The 18,786-nt window shown below is 61.0% G+C and carries 23 protein-coding genes; all 23 read right to left on the bottom strand.

The genetic code is table 11. The annotated features are described in order from the left end of the window. Positions 1–24: 24 nt before the first annotated feature. Entirely contained in the window at positions 25–279 is a 255-nt protein-coding gene (locus PMI37_RS01100) for a hypothetical protein (protein WP_008077159.1), read from the bottom strand. Continuing rightward, a complete protein-coding gene (locus PMI37_RS01095; protein WP_008077158.1) occupies positions 279–1,439 on the bottom strand; it encodes a hypothetical protein in 1,161 nt (386 codons plus the stop codon). Before PMI37_RS01095 ends, PMI37_RS01100 begins: the two co-directional genes overlap by 1 nt. Positions 1,440–1,457: 18 nt before the next feature. Then, positions 1,458–1,904 (bottom strand): hypothetical protein, encoded by a 447-nt coding sequence (locus PMI37_RS01090; protein WP_008077157.1) that lies wholly within the window; start codon positions 1,902–1,904, stop codon positions 1,458–1,460. After that, positions 1,905–2,801 carry a gp53-like domain-containing protein gene (locus PMI37_RS01085; RefSeq protein ID WP_008077156.1) on the bottom strand — a complete coding sequence of 299 codons (897 nt, stop codon included), beginning with the start codon at positions 2,799–2,801 and terminating at the stop codon, positions 1,905–1,907. Positions 2,802–2,841: 40 nt separating this feature from the next. After that, complete coding sequence (locus tag PMI37_RS01080; RefSeq protein WP_008077155.1) at positions 2,842–3,309, bottom strand: phage tail assembly chaperone; 468 nt, start codon at positions 3,307–3,309, stop codon at positions 2,842–2,844. Then, positions 3,309–4,232, bottom strand: coding sequence for a glycine-rich domain-containing protein (locus PMI37_RS01075; RefSeq protein WP_008077154.1), 924 nt, complete (start codon positions 4,230–4,232; stop codon positions 3,309–3,311). Before PMI37_RS01075 ends, PMI37_RS01080 begins: the two co-directional genes overlap by 1 nt. A gap of 82 nt (positions 4,233–4,314) precedes the next feature. Beyond that, entirely contained in the window at positions 4,315–4,899 is a 585-nt protein-coding gene (locus PMI37_RS01070) for a tail fiber assembly protein (protein WP_008077152.1), read from the bottom strand. 42 nt (positions 4,900–4,941) lie between these two features. Next, on the bottom strand, positions 4,942–5,979 hold the full coding sequence (locus tag PMI37_RS01065; RefSeq protein ID WP_008077150.1) for a hypothetical protein: 1,038 nt from the start codon (positions 5,977–5,979) through the stop codon (positions 4,942–4,944). 136 nt (positions 5,980–6,115) lie between these two features. Then, positions 6,116–6,631 (bottom strand): hypothetical protein, encoded by a 516-nt coding sequence (locus tag PMI37_RS01060; RefSeq protein WP_008077149.1) that lies wholly within the window; start codon positions 6,629–6,631, stop codon positions 6,116–6,118. Then, positions 6,628–7,779, bottom strand: a complete 1,152-nt coding sequence (locus PMI37_RS01055; RefSeq protein ID WP_008077148.1) for a hypothetical protein — start codon at positions 7,777–7,779, stop codon at positions 6,628–6,630. Before PMI37_RS01055 ends, PMI37_RS01060 begins: the two co-directional genes overlap by 4 nt. Positions 7,780–7,793: 14 nt before the next feature. After that, a complete protein-coding gene (locus tag PMI37_RS01050) occupies positions 7,794–8,393 on the bottom strand; it encodes a YmfQ family protein (protein WP_008077147.1) in 600 nt (199 codons plus the stop codon). Beyond that, a complete protein-coding gene (locus PMI37_RS01045; protein WP_008077146.1) occupies positions 8,381–9,424 on the bottom strand; it encodes a baseplate J/gp47 family protein in 1,044 nt (347 codons plus the stop codon). Before PMI37_RS01045 ends, PMI37_RS01050 begins: the two co-directional genes overlap by 13 nt. Beyond that, positions 9,414–9,812, bottom strand: coding sequence for a phage GP46 family protein (locus PMI37_RS01040; RefSeq protein WP_008077144.1), 399 nt, complete (start codon positions 9,810–9,812; stop codon positions 9,414–9,416). Before PMI37_RS01040 ends, PMI37_RS01045 begins: the two co-directional genes overlap by 11 nt. Beyond that, on the bottom strand, positions 9,812–10,321 hold the full coding sequence (locus PMI37_RS01035; protein ID WP_008077143.1) for a phage baseplate assembly protein V: 510 nt from the start codon (positions 10,319–10,321) through the stop codon (positions 9,812–9,814). Before PMI37_RS01035 ends, PMI37_RS01040 begins: the two co-directional genes overlap by 1 nt. Before the next feature lie 114 nt (positions 10,322–10,435). After that, positions 10,436–11,482 carry a phage baseplate assembly protein gene (locus PMI37_RS01030; protein ID WP_008077140.1) on the bottom strand — a complete coding sequence of 349 codons (1,047 nt, stop codon included), beginning with the start codon at positions 11,480–11,482 and terminating at the stop codon, positions 10,436–10,438. A 3-nt stretch (positions 11,483–11,485) separates the two neighbouring features. Then, positions 11,486–12,721, bottom strand: a complete 1,236-nt coding sequence (locus PMI37_RS01025) for a DNA circularization protein (protein ID WP_008077137.1) — start codon at positions 12,719–12,721, stop codon at positions 11,486–11,488. Next, the gene (locus PMI37_RS01020) at positions 12,708–14,483 is read right to left on the bottom strand and encodes a hypothetical protein (protein ID WP_008077135.1); all 1,776 of its coding nucleotides are present in this window, start codon (positions 14,481–14,483) and stop codon (positions 12,708–12,710) included. Before PMI37_RS01020 ends, PMI37_RS01025 begins: the two co-directional genes overlap by 14 nt. 130 nt (positions 14,484–14,613) lie before the next feature. Continuing rightward, on the bottom strand, positions 14,614–14,910 hold the full coding sequence (locus PMI37_RS01015) for a phage tail assembly protein (protein WP_007908778.1): 297 nt from the start codon (positions 14,908–14,910) through the stop codon (positions 14,614–14,616). Continuing rightward, positions 14,907–15,254 (bottom strand): phage tail tube protein, encoded by a 348-nt coding sequence (locus PMI37_RS01010; protein WP_007908779.1) that lies wholly within the window; start codon positions 15,252–15,254, stop codon positions 14,907–14,909. The genes PMI37_RS01015 and PMI37_RS01010 overlap by 4 nt, the downstream gene beginning before the upstream one ends. A 67-nt stretch (positions 15,255–15,321) precedes the next feature. Continuing rightward, on the bottom strand, positions 15,322–16,818 hold the full coding sequence (locus PMI37_RS01005) for a phage tail sheath subtilisin-like domain-containing protein (RefSeq protein ID WP_008077133.1): 1,497 nt from the start codon (positions 16,816–16,818) through the stop codon (positions 15,322–15,324). Continuing rightward, positions 16,818–17,000 (bottom strand): DUF2635 domain-containing protein, encoded by a 183-nt coding sequence (locus PMI37_RS01000; protein WP_008077130.1) that lies wholly within the window; start codon positions 16,998–17,000, stop codon positions 16,818–16,820. The genes PMI37_RS01005 and PMI37_RS01000 overlap by 1 nt, the downstream gene beginning before the upstream one ends. Continuing rightward, complete coding sequence (locus PMI37_RS00995; protein WP_008077128.1) at positions 16,997–17,581, bottom strand: phage tail terminator protein; 585 nt, start codon at positions 17,579–17,581, stop codon at positions 16,997–16,999. The genes PMI37_RS01000 and PMI37_RS00995 overlap by 4 nt, the downstream gene beginning before the upstream one ends. Before the next feature lie 172 nt (positions 17,582–17,753). Then, positions 17,754–18,782: a hypothetical protein gene (locus PMI37_RS00990; protein ID WP_008077126.1), complete on the bottom strand. Its 1,029-nt coding sequence runs from the start codon at positions 18,780–18,782 to the stop codon at positions 17,754–17,756. Between the last annotated feature and the right edge of the window lie 4 nt (positions 18,783–18,786).

Genomic DNA, 18,786 nt, shown 5'->3' with positions numbered 1-18,786 from the left:
TCCCTGGATAGTCCCTCGATTGAATCACGATTGACGGCCAATGCCTGTCAGCCACTTTTTTGCCAGAGTTTTCAGGGGGCTGTCCGGCGCGGGTTCTTCGGGTGCTGCGAACACCCAACCGAGGTTGCCGAAGTTGGCGTTCCAGTCGATTTGCGGTGCCGGGGTGACTTCAGTGATATCGACCCACAGCAGATCCGGGTGAAACATCTTGGCCATGTTGCCGTCGGTGGAGAGCAGCTCGACCACGGTGTTGTTGGCGATGCGTGCGTAGGTTTTCATCAGGCGTACTCGTAGATGATTACAGCGCCCGGCGCTCCTGAAGCGCCGGGCCTGCCTGGCTGATTGGTTGCGTTAGCAATCCCGCCCGCGCCTGAGCCATAACCGGAACCAGGGGCGGCCACACTCAATGCGACGCTGCTCGCATACCCACCACTGCCAAGAGGTGAGTTTGCGCCGTGCCCGGCAAGGGTTGATCCGGTCAGGCACATCCCTGGGCTGCCGGCTGCTCCTGCCGAATTGACAATATTGCCGCCCATTGAGATTTGGCTGGGAAATCCACCCACATACAAGCCGAACCCAGGAAGCGTGAGTGGAGTACTCCAGGGAGAACCGCCACCGCCAGTGGCCGAAACCAATGAACCCAGCGAACTTGTTCCGCCACTTCCGCCGCCAGTGCCGACAACGCCCGCAGCGCCCCCCGCCCCAACTGTGACGATTTGGCTCAGCCCGATCGCGCCAGATGATAACCAGGCTTGTGCGTAGCTACCGGAGGCACCACCTCCTGCGAGGGAAACCTGAGAAGAATTCGTCGCACCGATTCCCGAGCTGCCACCACCTCCGCCGACGACGGTGACCAATACGTTCTTCATTCCCACTGCCGGTACATAGTTGCCGGACGCGGTAAACGTCCTGACACCCAATAGTCGACCACTGGCAGCATTGCCACCACTCGCATACACCAACACCCAACTGTCCAGAGCCGCGCTGTACACCACCGAACACACGCTACCGCCGACAATCTCGGCAGGGCGCAATGTACTTGCTGCAAGACTGACGAGCGGCTTGGGCATCAACCCGTTCGGTGCAAACGTACTCGTCCCGGTATTGGCATTGCCGGCGGTAAAACGTAGCGCCAAGCCGTCCTTCAATGCGGTGACGGCAGGCACATAATTGGCCATGTAGAGATTGGCCGCGCCGATGTCGGCGGCATGTTTGTCTTCACCGGCCTGGCTGAGTTTTTTCAGCGCTTGCAACAACTGGTTCGCGTCGGCTTCGTTCGGTTCAAGGCCGGCCGACTTGACGACATTCAACAACTCATCGGTAACGCTATTGCCCCAGGTCGCCGGGATCAACGACCCGGGCAATCCCGCAATGACGTCTTCATTGACGAACTTTCCATTCACCAGCCCTATGCCGGGAACGCTTTTTGGATAATCCATTTCAATCTCTCAAAAGATTCACAGCGCAGCCGCCAACCAGTTCGGCGCCAGTGGCCGATGCTCGCTGAACGGGAAAAAAGAACCCTGCGGCCAGTCGCGCAATTGGCGGCGATACGTCTGCAATTGGGCATATTGCTCGGTGGTCAGCGTCGTGCCGCCGCCGTCTTCCAGTTCATCGCGATCGCGCGCGACCAATCCGTCGGTGGCGGCCAGTTGCGCGGTGCGCCAACGGCGCTCGGCGTCGGCTGCTTCATCGGCCGAAGGAGGCGCAGGATCGACCAGAATCGGATAGCCGTTATCCGCACGCACGCCGATCACCTTTGCCGTAACGGCCAATTGCTGCAGCAGCGAGATCCAGTAAGTCTGAGGAATCTCGATGACGTCATCGGGAATGTCAGTGGAGTTGATACCCGCTACATAAACGCCCCGGGTGCTGGCGCTGAACAAAACGTTGAACGGATTCATTCAATAGCCCTTTGCGAAATAATTGATGCCCCAACCCGCAGCAATGCTGCCGCCGAAATCACGAACCTTGAGCTTGCAGCCTTGTTGCTTTCCAGAACCCGCAATCAGGATGACCATTGCGCCGTCACCGCCAGCATGAGTAGCCACCAGCGAAGAAAAGGCTGTCGGAAAGGAGATTGGAAAAATCACGTCGACTTCGCCCTTCGCATCCGTTGTGCCCACGCCCCATTGCTCAATGTTGCCGCTGGCAAACCGTTGATAGCCGACGTTGCCATAGACACCCGAATGCGCCGTTGCATAACGATCGCTGATCGACCCTGCGTATAGCCGCCATTGGCTCGCCAGTTTGATCAGGCATGCGGAGTCGCCGAGCCCGAGCTTCAGTGCCCCGAACGTACCGTTGCAGGTTTCAATTTGTTCGTTAGCGGCAGGGTTGATGGTCAGAACACCGTTGCCCGCATTGATCACGTGTAGCGTGCTGGCATGGGCAATGCCATTGATGGAAGGCAACGTTGCGGTGATCGGCGTTGCGCTGGCGAAACTCGCCACCCCGCCCACGTTGGCCACGGTCAGGACAGTGCTCGCAGGGTAGGACACGAACCCGGAAAACTGCAGACCCGCGCGGGCGACGAACTCGGTGGTGGCGACCGCTTTGCCTTGATTGAACTGCGGTGCCGTGACGAACAGATTGTTGCTGCGCAGCGCACTGAGCAGTTGATTATTGGCGGCCTCCGACGGTGTCAGCCCCGCGCTCTGGATGACCGTCAACAACTCCTGCGTAACACCATTACCCCAACTGGCCGGAATCAACGAGCCCGGCTTGCCCGTCAGTAAATCTTCATCGACAAACTTGCCATCTACCAATCCGGCGCTAGGAACACTCTTTGGATAATCCATGATTCAACTCCTTGTCTGAAAATGCCTGAAACCGCGGACGTCAACCCGCATTGGCGACCCACCATTGCGGTGCTGTCGGCCGAGAAACCACTGCAGGGAAACCGCTGGCCTCAGGCCAGTCACGCAGCGCCTGGCGGTATTCCAGCAACTCCAGATACTGCGCGGCCTTGAGCGTCGTTCCACGCCCCAATGCCTGCTCATCGCGATGACGCGTCACACACCATTCGGTCGCTGAAAGAGACGCTTCGCGCCAAGTACGCTCTGGCGCCACAGGCGCTTGTTCCAAGACAACAGCCGCCGGCGCGACAGTGGCAAGCGGCAAGACAGGCTGCGGCTCGATGGCTGGCGTGAGCGCGCTCATCGGTGCGCCGATGTCGACCGCCATGTCGTCTGGCACGCGGACCATCGACTCGACAAACGACGGTGCAAACAGCTCGCTGATTGCGTAATCACCGGTGTCGATCCGTTCGACGATCACGCCATTTTCGATCCGTGCATAAACGGCCATTACTCGTACTCCCAGATTTCGCAAAAGGCGTTGCCGCCAGCGCCGCTGACGACTGAAGCAGAAGGGTTGACCGAGCACGCGCCACTGCCACCCGAACCCCGCACGCCGGCATTGCCCACCGTGTTTGATCCAGTGAACGGGCCGCCGCCATCGAACGCACTCGCCGCACCGCAACCGGAGAGCAGGCCCCAATTGGCATTACTCATGCCAAATCCGCCGGTGATGCCCCGGGCACTGCAGAGATTGCCGCCAGTCACCGCACCACCCACGCCGCCCTGAATGAATCCGGATGAGGTGCCCGTGACGACGATCGCCAGTTTCTGACCGCCACCGCCTCCCGAAACACTCATGTAAGAACCGAAGGATGCGCCGCCACCCGACAGACCTGTGGTGTTACTCACTGCGCCACCTGCGCCCAGGGAAACCGGTACGCCGGCGAACATTTGTGGCGTCACCTCATACAGGCTTTCGGCGTAGGCGCCCGAGCCACCTCCACCGCCAAGGATTTGATTATTGGCCGGCACCGGTGCGCACCCACCACCGGAACCACCCGCGCCAACCAGGCGCACACGAATGCGTTTGGTTTTCGGGTTGGGCATGTAAACGGTGATCCCGACTGTTTCAATCTGCCTGACAGCCAGCAGCCGCCCCACTGCATCGGTGATGCCATAACCACTGAGCGTGGTCGGGGTATTTTTCAGCTTGGTGAAGTCGACCAATGCGCCAATGGCCGTGGCCAACTGATCGGTTCTGGCTTCATCAGGGGTCAATCCCGCGGCCTTGATCGCGTTGAGAATTTCTTGCGTGACGCTGTTGCCCCAGGCAGCAGGAATCAACGACCCCGGCGTTCCGGCCACAGGGTTTTCATCGATAAATCCGCCGTTGACCAGGCCAACGCCGGGGATGGTTTTTGGATAGTCCACGTCAGAACCTTTTCAGTGTTACAGGCAGCCGAATGCCGGCAGCACAGGGCCGCCTGTAGTTTTTCAGTAAGTGAATCGAAGGTTAAACGGTGGGTGAAATCACGAATTTGGCCGGTGCGGTGGGCCACTCGATGACCGACGGATAACCCGCTTGCAGCTCGATACGCGCCAGGTTCAGGGCATGGCGTTTCCAGGCTTGCAGCGAGGCCAACTGCTCGCTGGTGGCCTCGCCCACGTCATAAGCGTATTGCAGCGGCGCGACGCGAATGATCACCTCACGCAGGCGGTTATCGCGTTCGACATCGGCCTGCGCGGCCAAGCCTGCACGTTCGGCTTCGACGTCCAGTACCCAGTCATCATCCTTCCAGAAGTAATAGCTGTTTGGCCGTACCTTGGCCGTCAGGTAATCAGGCACAGGACCCAGTTCGGTCCAGTAGACATAGCTGCCGTTGTCCTTGCGATAGAAGAAGCGGTTGCGCAGATCGATCAACTGCGAGGCCTGTGCATTGCGCCAAACCCAGACATAACCCGCCTCGGGATCCGGCAGCAGCTCCGTCAGTACAATCACATTACCGGGTATTTGAATACCGAGGCCCGGCGTCACTGGCAAGTCGATCGGGCCGGTGATGATCTGATTGGTTTCGTCTACGACGTAGTAGTAATCCATTGTTCACTTCCTTTTGCTGATGAAAGAAGCCCGAAGTGGGCCTCAGATAAGTTTTATCCGGCCTGGATAGGCCATGTTGCGCGGACGCGTTTCAACACCGCCGGTGCTTTCGGTAAATCCGAGACTGATATTGGCTTGGTTGAATAATGCATCCGGTGCTGCGTTCTGGGCCGCCACCAAAGGCACGCCCAGCATGTCGCTTTTAAGTTCATGGCGATGGGAGCGGAACATGTCGACCTGCCAACTGCCGACCGAGCGCCCTACGTCGATTCCTCGGCCCTCGTCGCTCAACCGGATGAACTCACCCCGGCTTTCCGGCCCGCGAAAGGTCAAGGTGCCGTCTCCGCTCGTCCAGCCGCCTTCGGCCCCGCCCCTTGCGGCCTCGGTGGTCAGTCCGCCGGACTGCTGCGCGTGATCCCACAACCACGGCCAGTCGCTGCGACTGAATACCGCCCCGTTAAGCGGCCCATATCCGCCGGGGTTGAGCTGCGTCGTGGTCTCGAACACAGTCCGGCCCAATGGCGTGCTGTCGAACCGTCCAAGCGGCCACCAATTGCCTGCGCCATCGCTGCGCAGATGCCACCAGTCCCCCGAGCCCATCAGCACGAAAAACGGGTAGCCGGCAGCGGCCAAGTGCGTGTGGAATCTGATTTTGTCGGTGCCGGAGGCGCGGACCACCAACCGGGTAGACGCGTTGTCGACCCGGCGCACGATGACGTCGCGAGTACCCAGTGCAGCGTCGGCGGCCGGCAGACTGATGGTCGTCACGCCACTGCTGGCATTGACCAACACAAGGCCGAGTTCATTGGCCGTCAGCCCCTTGGAGGTCGATACATTGATCACTGAGGAGCCCATCGGACTGGCCAGAGCCAACAGCGCCTGCAAGGCCTTGAGCAGTTGGCGATTGTCGCCTTCGGTGGGCACCAGTCCGGCGCTGGAAACCACACTGAGTATTTCCTCTGTGACGGCATTGCCCCAGACCGCCGGAATCAATGAGCCGGGCGTACCCGCCACAGGGTTTTCATCAACGAAACGGCCATCGACCAGGCCGACGCTGGGGACGCTTTTTGGATAATCCATAGAGTGTTCGTTCCTCTGAAATGACAAATGAGCCATGACGCAGCGGTCGCTGCCGAGCGCCGGCTACGATGTTTTTTCTGAAAATAAAAAGCCCACGGTGAAGTGGGCTTGGGGGAACAGGTTCGCAGCGTTGCGACTAGCTGAGTTGATTGCCGAGCAGCTCGCGAATCGCCACCAGTGCTTCGTCGCTGGTACTGCGTGCCAGCGCCATCTTGCCCTTGGCCGCCTGCGCGCGAATCTGCGCCTTGGCCTTCAGGCGCAATGTACGCAGCGTCAGCAAATGGTCGGTCAATTGATCGGCCTTACTCAGAATCTGCTCGGCAGCCTGTTTGGCCGTACGACCTTTGACCACCCAGGCAGCGACCGACAACGGCACTTCCTTTTTCGGGTAACCGGCGTCTTGATAAGCCTGCGCGTCAGCGGCTGCCTGGGCGTATTCCATGGCTTTGAGCGGATCGCCCGCCAGCACCGTGCGGACGCTGTCCGCGACGCCGTCGATTTTGTCGCAGAGGCGTTCGGCGTCTTGCAGCTCCAGTTCGGCCACTCTGCCAACATTGAGGTGCCAGGCTTCACCATCCCAGTCATGGGCCGGGGAAGGTTGTGCAGCGCGCAAGCCGTCCTCGAACTGATGCAGTTCTTGAATGATGATCATCGGATCAACTCCCAGGAAAGATTGATATTCACCGCCGCTGCAAAGTTGATCGCAATACCGTTGGCGTAGTCGCTCGGGAGAATGTTTTTGATGCCCATGCTGAACAGCAATTCGTCACTTGTGCCGTTATCGGCACCCAAGGCGTGTTCGGCTTGATAGGTCTGCCACAGGGAACGCAACATGCTGTGGTCGAAGCTTGCGGTCAATGTCGAAACGGTTGTGTCATTCACCTCGTTGTTGGTGATAATCCGCACCGTCTCACCCGCAATGGCCCAGCCATCCCAGTTGCTCGACGCGGCAGCCTTCGGGTTGAGAAAACAGTAGTTGGCGCCCAGCCAACCGGGTGTAGCAAAATTCATAGCGGTGACTTGCGTCGGATGCGGCGTCGCATTGCCCACAACCAGACGCGCGGCACGGGCATGCGGGTCCAGTGGCAGGTACACCACGCCATTGCCGCTGATTGTTTGCGTCCACGACAAGCGGCTACGGTTATACATCGGCCGGACAATCGGTACTGAGCCGGGGCCGGCTGTCACCACCCACGCCAGACAGAGATCCAAAGGCGTCGACTGAAAACCACCGCCCGCCGCACCATTGATCGTGCCCTTCAATCCCTCGGGCGTGGCGTCATAGATGATGCCGCGCTGCGTGTAGAAGGTCAGCACACCGGCGACCACTTGCGCTCGCAGAAAGTAACCGGAGTTGGGCAACAGATCGCCGCTGCTCCAGGCTTGCGTGGTAAAAGTGCGCGGCCGTCCCAACTGACCGGCCAACACCTCCTGGCCGAGGCTGACCAGCACACCCGGCAGAATTGCTAAGCGCCCGCCACTGGTGGCAAACGCCGTCGGCGTGATCGGCAATCGCCCGTCTGCCGTAGCCACGGTAGCGGTTGGCAACGAGCCGATCGGCAACGCCGAATCCAGATTCCAGCCCTTGGCCGAAACGCTCTGAATCGCCTGCAACAGCTGATCGTACTTCTTCTCGTCCGGGGTCAACCCAGCCGCATTGATCACGTTGAGAATCTCCAACGTCACCCCGTTGCCCCACTCCGCCGGAATCAGCGATCCCGGGGTTCCGGTCATCGGGTTTTCATCAACAAATTTCCCATTCACCAAACCGGCGCTGGGCACACTGTTCGGATAATCCATCCCGTCATCCCTCCCTAGTCATAATTGATGTGCACCTTGGTATGCGCCGGAGCACTGCGGTGGATCAAACACTCCAGCGCCGAGCCCGGGTTGACGCCGAAACGCTCGCCCCAATAACTCGCACCGAAACGCCGGCCGAGCAGCAGGCGCCCGCCGGTGTTGAGCGTCCACATGAACTGCGCTTCCCACGTGCCCCAATGTGCCGAGCCGAAACGCGAACGGCCCATGCGCGGTGCTTCAAGTTCGGTAATCGTGGCGTTGGGGTAGCCCTGGCTTTTGGCGATTTCAAGGTAATAGCCGACGGCCTGGCTGCCGACCGCGAGCAAGCGCCGGCGTACGGCCAGGCGACGATCGTCGTACAGCGGGGTGGCGCCCAGGCACGGGTCGGGCAGGTTCATCACCCGTTCCCAGTCGGGCACCAGTTCACTGACGCCGGCCGGGTCCATCTCGTTGAGCAGGTCGACGGCGCGGGCGTCAAGGCGCGCCAGTTCGACGGCGACGCCTTGCAGCACTTCTTCCAGTTCCGGCACACGCTCCGGGTCCCAGGCCGGGCCGCTCGGCAGCAAGGCGCGCAGTTGCGCCTGATATTGCGCGGCAGTTCTTATGCCCCCCATACGCAACCTCCGAAGGTGAGCAGTTCGCTGTCATTGGCCGAAACGTTGGCGACGGGGGCGCTCAGCACATGGTCGGTTTCACCCGCCGCGCTGCTGATGGCTTCGCGGATGTGGCTGATCAACAGATCCTCGCCGAGGTCAGCCTCGCGGTTGTGCAAGTCGCGCAATTGGGTTTCGACGGCCGCGCGCACGGCGCTGGTGTCGGGGGTCAACTTCAGGCGATAGACCACCGGCACCTGAATCGGCGGACGCACGTGTACTTCTGCCGTGACCGGGCGCAACGGCTCGATGTAGGCCTGTACCTCGGCCAGTTGCTCGTCGTTCGGCACTGGTTGCGGGTCATCGTCACGCATGATGTACACGCCGACAGTGCCCGGCCCGAGAAAGCCGCCACGGCACCAGGCCCGCGTCACGCCCGGCACTTCCAGTGCCCAGGTTTCGTAGTCGCTGGCCGAGCCACCGTGAGGAATGACCCGATACGAACGGATCACTCGCGAGCGCAACGACTCCAGGCTTTCGCGCGCCACACCCCCGTTGAGCCCCGGCGCCAGCAGGACAAAACTGCTGCTGACGATGCCGGTGATCGGCTGCACCGGGGTCAGCACCAGACCGGCGTCGGCATTGCCCAGGCTGCCGGCGTCAAGCGCGGCGATGGTGGTGCTGTTGCTGCCGTTGATCGTGGTGCGCGCCGCCGTGACTTTGTAGGTACGCCCGTCATTGGTTTGCAGCAACGTATCGACGTCGAGCACCGCACCGGCAGTGGCGGTAAAGCTGACACTGCCAGTGGCCACCTGCGCGGCTTTGCGCGGCTGGTTCAGGCGCAGCGCAGCGATGCGCTCCAGAGTCGATTCATCGGCTTTGTCGGGAAGGATCTGCTCGGCAATCCAGTCGAGATAACCGTACAGACCATAAGCGGCGCCACCGAGGGTTCGGGCCAGCACTTGCGCATCGGACTGGCGCAGCGAATCGCCGGCCAGGTCGCTTTGGGTGCGCTTGATCAGCACCGGCAGCGAAGGGGTTTCAAACGGCATAGATCACCTGCCAACTGTTATCGGGGTTGATGTCCAGACGTTCGCCATCGGCCAGGGTCAGGACCGTGCGCAGGTTCAGGCGCTGGGCGTCGAGGCGTTCGCTGAGAATGTCGATGGCGCTGCAATGACCGTCGTCGATCAGCCATTGCAAGGCTTCGCGGGCATAGAACTCGGCGTCCATCTGGGTCTGTCGGGTCAACTTGACCCGGCGCAGCAGCCACAGCCGCGAGCCGATGCGATCGTCGGCGACGGTGGGAAACGTGTCGCCCCACCAGCCGAAGCGCTCTTCGTCGTCGAGGGCGTCGTCATCGGCGGCACGGCGCCAGGTGAACAGGCTGATGAGCACGGCGCGGGTCAGCGCGGCGTGGAGGTTCGGGCTGATCAACATTACTTGCCTCCTGCCGGCGCGCCGGTCTGGCCGCTGCCGGCCTGGACGCCGACGTGCACATGTTTGATCTGGCTGATGCCAGCGGCCAACTGGTCGCCGGTGGAGACGATTTTTCCGGTCTGATTGATCACCGGCGTGTCGAAGTTCACCGCGCTGCTGGCGCGGATGTTCAGCGTGGCGGTGTCGATGTCGATGATCCGTCCGCGCTTGAAGTGAATTTTGTCGCCCTCGTCGGTGTAGATCGCCACTTCACCGGCGGCCAGCGATTGCAGGCGATAGCGGCGATCGGCGATGACCAGGGCGATGGCGTGGGAACGGTCGCCGCCGATGAACGTGACGACGCCTTCGGCACCGGCCAGCGGATGGCTGGTGAAACCGTAGGGTTCGAAGTGTTCGAGGTCGTCATTGACCTCGCCGGCGGTGAGGCGCATTTGCAGCGATTGCAGCTTGGATGCCGAATTGGCGAGCACGACAGTGCCGCGCGCCAGCAGGCGTGTCAGTAGGCTCATGCTTGGTTCCTGTATGAAACGGGCCGACGTCAAAAGATCGCAGCCTTCGGCAGCTCCTACATAGGATCGGCGTACACCGGTAGGAGCTGCCGAAGGCTGCGATCTTTTCAGGGCCTATGAGGTTTTTTTCGGAGGGCTGGGATTGGCATCGAAGGTATGCGGTGGCGCTACTTGCAGCGTGGTCACCGAACCCTGGGCCGACAACGAATAGGTGACTTTGGAAATCAGCATGTCGCCGTCAAACCCCAGCACCGGATCTTTCACCCGCACCAGCGTGTTGTGGCGCCACAGATCGCCGTTGGCCTGGCGCCAGCCCTGCACTTGATACGTAGTGGTCTGAGCCCGGCCCATGCGGGTGGCGCTTTCCCATTGGGCACGCTGCTGCGCCAACTCAAAGGTCAGTTGCGTGCCTTCGTTGATCACCGTGGTGCGCCGACGTTTGAAGGTCAGGTCGGCGGCCGTCGATTCAACTTCGCTGACCGCCGCCCCGCTCTTCTTGTCCGAACCCTTTTGCTGGCCGATCACCCGGTACTCGGAAAACACCTGGCTCTGATCCATCGGCGCATTGGCCGACAGAATATTCTTGCCCAGCTCCAGCGCATCGCTCGCGCGCCCGCCGCTGCCAGGCTTGGCCAGCACCAGTCGGCCCTGCTCGTCATCGGTAGAAAACACCCGTAGCAGCGAGAGCAAACGGTCGATCGACTGAAACACGGTTTCACCCGGCACGATCGTGTGTTTGGTCAGCCGTGCAGTCTCGGGAATCTCATTGACCACCATCAGACCGTACTCCATCGCCAGCGCCTGAACGATGCTCAGCAGCGGTTGCTCCTGCCATTGATTCGGCTGGTTTCTGGCGGCGCAATCGACCAGATCCTGAGTCTTGGAGCTGCCCTCCAGGGTCAGGCTGATCTGCCGGCCGTCATAGCGGATCGGCGCCTTGAACACGTAACCGGTGAGCAGCAGATCCTTGCCGATCCTCACCTCACAGGGATCGCCGGGGCTGATCCGCTGATCGACGGCCTGCCCCGGCCATTGCCAAGTGATGTCGAGTTTGAAGGTGCGAAACTGGCGCTCCAGGTCAGCGGTGATTTCCACGCTTTTCCAGCCGCCGTATTCCATGTTGTTGACCGTCAGCGTGACGCGGTTATCCATCTCGCTCATGGTTCACTCCCCGGACACTTTGACTTCGTTGGGCGAGAATCCCGGATGGGTAATCCCGTTGCGCTGAGTGATTTCATCGACCCGCGTGGCATCGCCAAATTGCTTGTAGGCAACGACCAGTGCCGGAAAGCTTTCCTGAAACGCCTTGCTGACCTGGCGCACACCGGACGAAGCCACCGCTTTGAGGTGAGCCACCAGAGCCTCTTTCACATCGTTGATCGCCTGAAAGTGCGCCGGACCGGCCTTCGCCAACATCGGATCGATGGCCGCCGACACCGCCGCGCGCAGCGCTTTCATATCGTCACTGACCGGCACTTCCTGGCGGCTCACCGGCGTTGTCGCCTGTTGCCCCACCGAGGGTGTCGATTGCAGCTTCACCGGGGTTGTCGCCACTGGCATCGACGCCACCCATTGCGCGACCTTGACCAGCATCGTGTCTTGCACCAGATCGGCCATGGCCTGCGCCGCTGCGTTGGTGTCCTTGCCGGTGGTGATCTTCGGCGCATCGGCCTTGCGGATCGCTTCGAGTTGTTGCGACACGTCGGCAATCACGCCACGGTAGCCCTCCTTCGCGAACGCCTTGAGTTCCTTGATATCACCGAGCAAACCTTTGAACTCCGCAGCCACTTCCTTGGGCAATTCCTTGACGGCCTTGACCAGTTCAGTGATCTGCCTGTACTGCTCGATCAGCGGTTTGAGCTGCTCTTTGATCACCTCATAAACCCCGGTCAGGCTGTTGCGCAGATTGGCGATGCCGATCCGCGCAGCCTTGATCAGTGTCATCGCCTGTTCGAAGCGCGCCACCGCCGAACCCAGCAAGGAGTCGGCCTTGACCAACAAGACTTTCTGCGTGCTGACGGTAGCGGTCGGGAACGGCAATGGTTGGTCGGGATAGAACTTCAGCGCAAAAGTCACCAGCCCGCCGTCCTGGCGGGTGTGGGTCATGTCGCACTCGCCGACCTTGACTTGCAGCCGTCCCAGCCACGGATGCACCAGCTCACCGCTGCCCGCTTCCAACGCCTTGAGCAGCTTGTCGCGCTGCTCCAGGCAATCAGCGCCGATGATGAATGCGGTGATGTCGTGGGTCTTGGCCTGCTGGCCGAGGTCCTCGAAATACGGCAGGTCACGCTGCGGATATTCGTGCAGCTGACCTTTGCGACCGACCGGGGTTTTCGCCTGATCGATCCAGAAACCGACACCGCGAAAGGATGCCGGCAACAAACGGTCACGCCAGTTCATTGGAACCTCCTGCCGACAGCGAGCGATAGCCGATGCGCGACGACAGCGCCAGGCCCGGTTGATTGGTTTGCGGTTGATCAGTGCGCAGCCCCGCCGGAGCATTTTCGAAGCGTACGGTCAGGCCGCCCTCGAGTTGCGTACGGTTGTTGGCGGCGCTTTGCTGGATCAGGGCACCGGAACTCTGTGGCAACGATCCACCCTGTAGCGTGCCGTTGCTCGATGCCTGAGGGTTCGCGCCGAAGAACGCTGGGGCCAGTTCGCCTTTGCCTTCGGCATTGGTCTGGCGTTGTGCCTCGGTGAAGGTTTCCACCTTGCCGGTGACCTTGGCGATCAGTCCGGCAAAACCACCGTCGAACAGCTCTTTGATCGGCGCGATGACGGTTTGCAGCTTTTGCCACAACTCGCCGAACCATTCGGTGATCGGCCCCCAGTTCTTGATGATCTGCCCCAACGGTGTCCATTCGAACATGTTGTGCAGAAACTCCAACACCGGCGCAGCCAGCGCTTGCACCACGCCCCACAGCGCCGAAAACACTTCGCTGATCGGTTGCCAGTACATGGCGATCTGTTCCAGCGGCGACCATTCGAACAAGCTCTGGAAGAAGCTTTTGATCTGCTGCGCCGACGTTTGCAACGCGGTCCAGATCGGTTCGAAGAACGTGACGATGCTGCCCCAGTTATTGACGATCATCCCCAGCGGGGAGAAGTCGAACAACGTGCCGAAGAAATCCTTGATCGCTTGTGCCGCCGGTTGCAGCGCCGTCCAGATCGAGCCGAAGAACCCGGTGATCGCCCCCCAGTTGTTGATGATCATGCCCAACGGCGTCCAGTCGAACAGGCCTTTGAGGAACGCCATCACCGGCACACTCAAGGCCTTGAGCAATTCCCAGATCGCCGAAAACAGCCCGGTCAGCGGCGCCCAGTTGTCCATGATCATGCCGGCGGGTGTCCAGGAGAACACCGACTTGAAGAAGTCGATCACCGGCGCAGTGACGGCTTTGACCTTGTCCCAGATCCCGGAGAAGAATCCCGCGATCGGTGACCACAATGCCGCCAGTGCATCCAGCGGTCGCCAATCGAGGATCGAGCGCAACGTTGCCATCGCACTCGCACCGAGGTTTTTCACGCCCTCCCACAGGCCCTTGAAGAACGCGCTGATCGGCGTCCAGTTGGCATAAATCAAACCGGCCGCTACCGCGATGCCCATGGCGATCAGCATGATCGGATTGGTCTTGAGCACCATGCTCATGACGTCCATCACCTGGGTCATACCGGTGACGGCGGTTTGCATGGCGGAGAAGGCAATCGCCCCCGCCGCCAGACCTTCGACCAGTTTCGGGTTGTCGGCGAGCAGGCTGCCGACCTGCGTCAGCATCGGTTCCAGCCCGACCACCAACGCCCCTACCGCCGGCACCAGCGCGGCGTCGACGGCCGCCGAAACCTTATCCATCGAGGCACTGAACACGTTCATGTTCTGTGCAGCGACTTTCGGCGTGGCGGGCAGGTCGACGGTTTTTGCCGTGTCGCTGACTTCGGTCAATTTGCCCTGAAACGCCGCCGCCGATTTGATCCCGTCCACGAACGGCGTGATCACGCTGCCGCCCTTGAACAGACCGCTGATGTCCAGTTTGCCGAGGCCGGCCTGTTCGAGATTTTTCTTGAAACTCTCGACCTTGGCCTGAAGGGCGCCGAGCTTGGGCGACAGTTCGTCGATGCCGGTGATCAGCACCGGCGTTTTCACTTTGGTTTCTTCGTCTGCCATCACTGCACCTGCTGCATCGCGTTGATCCGTTGCGCGTGCTCCAGCGATTCGCGGAGCACATCCAGTGGCCTGGCCATCATCTGTTCGGGGTCAACCTTCCAGAACCAGGCCAGGTCATAGGCGACGGCGATCAGGTCGGTGATGGCGCCGACGCCGCACTCATGAAAAAACTCGCAACGGCCCAGCTCAGCGCATTGAGGTCAGCCAGATCCAACTGGTTGACCGACGACGGCGGAATGCCGGCGCACACGGCGATGTACTTGGCCGCCACGTCCATGTCGAGGCTGACTTCTTCGCTCTTGTCGATCTTGTACGGCAGCGCCTTGATCGCTCGCACTTCCTGCACCGTCGGACGGCGCAGGACGAGTTCGGTCAGGGGCTCGCCGTGAGCTTCGATCGCAACCTGAAGCTTCACGGCGCCGCTCATTGCCAGGTCCCCTTGATGCCTTCGAATTTCAGTTCGATGGTGGCGTCATCGCCTTTGGAGACTGGCTCTTCGACCAGATACGCACCGGCCAGCACGTAGACTTTGCCGTTGCTGAATTCGCAGGTGACGGTAATGTCGGTGCCTTCGATCAGCTTCTTCAGCGGGAAGTCGGCGGTGTGCAGCGCGGTCACTTTGAACGACGGCGCGATGTCGGTTTCCTTGTAGAAGCCGGGGACGACGGTTTCGCGTTTAACGGCCATCAGCGGGGCTTCGCAGCCGCCATTGATAGTCAGTTGTGCGCCGTCGACCTTGACGTAGCAGGTGCCTGCAATCAGTTGACCCATGGTGTTACTCCCTTGAATAAAAAAGCCCACGCGAGGTGGGCTGAATGCTTGTCGTCAAACGCGCTGATCAAGCCGCGTCGTCGTACTGCAGACGGAATTGGTTGAGCAGTGCGAACACGCGCAGACCGTTGATGTAATCCGGCGGGAACAGTACGTTCACGCGGCTCGGGTCCTGCACGTCGCGCTCGACGATCAGGTGCTCGGCGAACAGCTCGGCGTTCTCGACGTGGCCTTCCAGTTCGAGCTTGGCGTACTGCGCAATCAGCTCGCCCCGAATGGTGCTCGGCGTGACGATTGGCTGGCCTGCGCCGAAACGGGTGCCGTCGGAGGCCAGTTTGTGCCGGCCGTATTTGCTGGTGATCACACTTTGCAGACGACGGACGATGAACGCCGACTGGTGCATGGTTTCGCTGTCCAGATAGGAGTTGTCGGCCTGGCCGTAAGCGTTTTTCTGGTAGGTGGTGATCGAGCGCTGGATGCGCACGTAGCCGCCTTCGTAGTACGCGGTGGCGATGCCGTAGTTGAGCAGCGACTGACGCTCGGTCAGGGTGAAGCGCTCGCTCGCCGGTGCCGGATCAACACCCGGCAGGCTGCCGCTTTGCGTCGGACGGCTGGCGTCGGCAGAGATGAACACCGCGGTGCGTGCGGCCAGTGCGGCAGCTTGTACCCAGTACGGTTGCGGTACGCCCGGCTCCAGCGCCTGAATGGTCATGTGCTGGTCGTTGCGTGTCTGGCCGGCAGCAACCAGAGTGCCGACGGTGCCGCGCTTGGCGCTGTAGACGTGACCGAACAATTGCTTGGCCCACGACCAGCGACCGGTGCTGTCATCCATGACGGCTTGCCAGGTATTGAGCGTCGACAGATCGGACCATGGCAACGCGATGAATTCGAATGGCTCATCACCCAGTGCGGCGATCGCTTCAACCTGATCCGGCACACCGGCGCCGCCGGTCATGGCGGTGATGGCGCTGGTCAGGCCGGCCGGGGTTTCTTCGCCGTTGCTCTTGCCCAGGCGATTGAATTGCAGGCTGATGTCGTTGCCGCTGTCGCCAGTCCATTTGGCGTTCAGGGTGACTACACCTTCGGCAACGGCAGCGCTCACCGGCAGGTCGGCCGTGGCGTTGATTTTCTGCGCCAGCGCCGTGGCTGCCTGAGCAGCGGTTGCGCCGTTGACCACGGTAGCCTGCACCCGCACGCCGCCGACGTAGAGATTGAGCAGACCGGCCTGGGTCGCGGTGCCGGTGAGGGTCAACACGCCTTTGGCGATGGCGCCTTCGGTGTTGTGCAGCGGCAGGCACCAGATCTCGCCGATCGGGTCAGCCTTGCGGAAGGTCTCGTACATCGCGGCGAGCATCGAGCCCTGACCGCCGATGCTTTTGGCCAGCGCAACGCTGGAGACCAACACCAGTTTGCCGACCTCGGTCGGCGCAATGTTGTCGTTGACCTGAGCGACGATCAAGCGACGCAGGGTCGAGCTCGCGCTATTGGCGGCCGAATTGTCCATTTCGGCATAGAACAGCGGTACACGAATGTCCGCGGGGATGTTGCTGAATCCGATCGCCATTATTTGGCTCCCTGTGGTTTAGCCGCTTTTGCGGTTTTGATTGTGATATCGCCGTCGGCCAGACGCCGGCGCCACCAGGCGCTGTCCAGCACTTCACGGCCTTCGAGCGGCAGCAGATCGCCGGCCTCCGGGTCAGGTACGACACGGCCGGCGGCCGGCAGTACGGTGATGCGATTGCTCATGGGGTTACGTCTCCAGAGAAAGTCAGTTCCACGCGCCCATCGGGGCCCGGGCGTTGCAGGTTGGGGTCGGCGGGGTCGATCGCATCGACCCGCACGGTGGCCCCGGTAAAGGACGACAAACCGTCCAGTTCGCGTTCGTGCCAACTCTCCGCAGGCTGACTCGGCAGATTGCGGCCGAGCTGGAACTCGGCAAAAAAGCGCAGCCGATAGAACACGCGGCTGCTGTTGATCGAGCCCAGTTCACCGCCGTCATAGGCGATGGCGCTGTAGTCTTTGTCCGGCTTGAACCCCACCAACGCGCGCCACAGTTCAGCGCGCAGGTCGTGCAACAGATCCAGCGCTTTTGTAGCGTCGCTGGCGTCAAGCACGAGGACGATTTCGAAGCGCTCGCGAATCGGTTGCGCGGTGAGATTTTGTGCAGTGCTGGTGCTGGCCAGGTCCGCCAGCGGCAGAATATGCGCCGAAGGCATTGGCAGATCGGGATTGCCTTGCAGCAACGCCAGATCGACGCCCACCGAAATGTGATTGGCAAGCCCAGGGCACTGCCCACGCAGTTGCGTGAGGATCGGGGTGATCTTCATGGGGATGTTCCAGAGTTGAATGAAAAGCGGTCTGCAGAACACTGCAAAACCTGTGGGAGCTGGCTCGCCAGCGATGGCGGTGGATCAACCGGCATCTCTTTTGAATGGGCTGGCCTCTTCGCGGGCAAGCCCGCTCCCACAGGGATCTTCAGCGCAGTGAGAAAGCGGGGAATCAGGCTTTGGCGTCAGCCTTGGGGTCGAGGCCGGTTGCTTCGATCAGACAGCGATAGCTTTCCTCGCGCTTGCCACTGGCGGTGACCTTTTTGATCGACCAGCGACCGCGCGTGAAGTCCGGCCAGGTGTCATCGAGTACCAAAAGGCCTTCGGCGGCCAGCAGCGGATCGCCTGGGCAGGTGACCTTCAACGTGTATTTCTCGCGCAGCATCTTGCGCACTTCGGCTTCGCCGATGGCTTTGGCTTCTTCTTCACTCGCCTGTTTCTGGCGAATGACCTTGTAGGGTGCGGAACCGGTGATCACTTCCTGCAGCTTGCCAACAGCACCGTCCCAGAAGCAGGTCTTGCAACCCTGGTTCTGCGTGCGCGCGGTCTCTTCCAATATGGCACTTATGAAGGCGTGGTCACCCGGTCGATTGTTGCTGGTCACCGACAACCTGACGTCCGGTATCACCTGACCCGACAGTGATTTGAGCTGCGCCGGTTTCGCCAGTACGTAGAGGTCGTTGCAGGGTTTGGCCACCGCGTCGTACTTGCTCGCCAGGCGTGTGATGAAGCCCATGTCGGTTTCGTTCGACTGGTCGACATGGGCAATCCTGATCAGCGCCAGCTCGGGATCGACGCGAGGCGAAAATCCGTGCCGCAAGACCAGCTCGCGAAACAGTCCGCCAAGGGTTGTCGGGCCATGACTTGCCGTGCGCCGCTCCTTGAATCCGGTCTCATCCTTGCCGCTGAAAGGCGCTGCGGTAGCCACCAGTGTCAGGCGTAACGGGAACAGCGTCGGGGTCAATCGAGTCACTTTGAACTGGCCCTTTTCGACCAGCCCGGACTCCAGATAGCCAACCCGCAGGCCGATTGTTCCACCCAGGGTCGGCAAGCCTTCGAGGCCTTCCAGGTCGATCACCAGTGTCAGCTGATCGGACTCCATCCCGGCAGCATCAATGTGTTCCCAACTGATCAGGCGCTGGTTCAGCAGCGCATGGTTGGCCCCGTAGATTTCGATCGCCGGTGTAAATCCCTGTGCCATGCAA

It is taken from the genome of Pseudomonas sp. GM80, from assembly GCF_000282515.1.
In the GTDB taxonomy this organism is placed as follows: Bacteria; Pseudomonadota; Gammaproteobacteria; order Pseudomonadales; family Pseudomonadaceae; genus Aquipseudomonas.
The sequence above is the reverse complement of the archived record's forward strand: the minus strand, read 5'-3'. Positions and strand labels throughout refer to the sequence as shown.

What these genes read in the sequence shown, in the direction of transcription:
- PMI37_RS01100 (WP_008077159.1), bottom strand. Translation starts at nt 279, where the DNA reads ATGAAAACCTACGCACGCATCGCCAACAACACCGTGGTCGAGCTGCTC.
- PMI37_RS01095 (WP_008077158.1), bottom strand. Translation starts at nt 1,439, where the DNA reads ATGGATTATCCAAAAAGCGTTCCCGGCATAGGGCTGGTGAATGGAAAG.
- PMI37_RS01090 (WP_008077157.1), bottom strand. Translation starts at nt 1,904, where the DNA reads ATGAATCCGTTCAACGTTTTGTTCAGCGCCAGCACCCGGGGCGTTTAT.
- PMI37_RS01085 (WP_008077156.1), bottom strand. Translation starts at nt 2,801, where the DNA reads ATGGATTATCCAAAGAGTGTTCCTAGCGCCGGATTGGTAGATGGCAAG.
- PMI37_RS01080 (WP_008077155.1), bottom strand. Translation starts at nt 3,309, where the DNA reads ATGGCCGTTTATGCACGGATCGAAAATGGCGTGATCGTCGAACGGATC.
- PMI37_RS01070 (WP_008077152.1), bottom strand. Translation starts at nt 4,899, where the DNA reads ATGGATTACTACTACGTCGTAGACGAAACCAATCAGATCATCACCGGC.
- PMI37_RS01065 (WP_008077150.1), bottom strand. Translation starts at nt 5,979, where the DNA reads ATGGATTATCCAAAAAGCGTCCCCAGCGTCGGCCTGGTCGATGGCCGT.
- PMI37_RS01060 (WP_008077149.1), bottom strand. Translation starts at nt 6,631, where the DNA reads ATGATCATCATTCAAGAACTGCATCAGTTCGAGGACGGCTTGCGCGCT.
- PMI37_RS01055 (WP_008077148.1), bottom strand. Translation starts at nt 7,779, where the DNA reads ATGGATTATCCGAACAGTGTGCCCAGCGCCGGTTTGGTGAATGGGAAA.
- PMI37_RS01050 (WP_008077147.1), bottom strand. Translation starts at nt 8,393, where the DNA reads ATGGGGGGCATAAGAACTGCCGCGCAATATCAGGCGCAACTGCGCGCC.
- PMI37_RS01045 (WP_008077146.1), bottom strand. Translation starts at nt 9,424, where the DNA reads ATGCCGTTTGAAACCCCTTCGCTGCCGGTGCTGATCAAGCGCACCCAA.
- PMI37_RS01040 (WP_008077144.1), bottom strand. Translation starts at nt 9,812, where the DNA reads ATGTTGATCAGCCCGAACCTCCACGCCGCGCTGACCCGCGCCGTGCTC.
- PMI37_RS01035 (WP_008077143.1), bottom strand. Translation starts at nt 10,321, where the DNA reads ATGAGCCTACTGACACGCCTGCTGGCGCGCGGCACTGTCGTGCTCGCC.
- PMI37_RS01030 (WP_008077140.1), bottom strand. Translation starts at nt 11,482, where the DNA reads ATGAGCGAGATGGATAACCGCGTCACGCTGACGGTCAACAACATGGAA.
- PMI37_RS01025 (WP_008077137.1), bottom strand. Translation starts at nt 12,721, where the DNA reads ATGAACTGGCGTGACCGTTTGTTGCCGGCATCCTTTCGCGGTGTCGGT.
- PMI37_RS01020 (WP_008077135.1), bottom strand. Translation starts at nt 14,483, where the DNA reads ATGGCAGACGAAGAAACCAAAGTGAAAACGCCGGTGCTGATCACCGGC.
- PMI37_RS01015 (WP_007908778.1), bottom strand. Translation starts at nt 14,910, where the DNA reads ATGAGCGGCGCCGTGAAGCTTCAGGTTGCGATCGAAGCTCACGGCGAG.
- PMI37_RS01010 (WP_007908779.1), bottom strand. Translation starts at nt 15,254, where the DNA reads ATGGGTCAACTGATTGCAGGCACCTGCTACGTCAAGGTCGACGGCGCA.
- PMI37_RS01005 (WP_008077133.1), bottom strand. Translation starts at nt 16,818, where the DNA reads ATGGCGATCGGATTCAGCAACATCCCCGCGGACATTCGTGTACCGCTG.
- PMI37_RS01000 (WP_008077130.1), bottom strand. Translation starts at nt 17,000, where the DNA reads ATGAGCAATCGCATCACCGTACTGCCGGCCGCCGGCCGTGTCGTACCT.
- PMI37_RS00995 (WP_008077128.1), bottom strand. Translation starts at nt 17,581, where the DNA reads ATGAAGATCACCCCGATCCTCACGCAACTGCGTGGGCAGTGCCCTGGG.
- PMI37_RS00990 (WP_008077126.1), bottom strand. Translation starts at nt 18,782, where the DNA reads ATGGCACAGGGATTTACACCGGCGATCGAAATCTACGGGGCCAACCAT.